This window comes from Marinifilum sp. N1E240, assembly GCF_009295825.1.
In the GTDB taxonomy this organism is placed as follows: Bacteria; Bacteroidota; Bacteroidia; order Bacteroidales; family Marinifilaceae; genus Marinifilum_A; species Marinifilum_A sediminis.
Window position 1 is genome coordinate 1 of sequence record NZ_WHKF01000044.1, and the last position, 383, is coordinate 383.

Sequence of the window (383 nt, forward strand, 5' to 3'; positions counted from 1 at the left end):
AAAACTTATTTCCTTGCATTTTTATTTACAAGTTAAGCCATTACCATTGATAAGTAAAGATATTATTGTTAGATTTATGAACAAGTTATCAAGAGTTGTGCAACAGGCACAAAAGCTAAATTTCATGGGCGGTGGGAATTGCTCGAGAGTTAGTTCAATTAAGAAACACCAGCAAGCTACTAAAATTGGTTTGCTTAAAAATATAAACAAATTTATGCGGCTTGCTTATTTGGCGGTTTGATAAGATTACTCTTTTAATCGCCCACGCAACTTAGCAAGACCGTCAGACTGTCTAAAAACCTTGATAAGTTGTTGATAAGTAAGCATGCTTGTATTTGATAGATTTTCAGCACTTTGTTATCTTATAGTATGAGATTTATACA

General features: G+C 32.6%; 1 protein-coding gene. It reads left to right on the forward strand.

Annotated elements, in window-relative coordinates; translation table 11 throughout:
• A partial coding sequence (locus GCQ56_RS20590; protein ID WP_227006133.1) for a hypothetical protein occupies nucleotides 1-241 on the forward strand: 241 nt, incomplete at its 5' end.
• Nucleotides 242-383 lie beyond the last annotated feature (142 nt).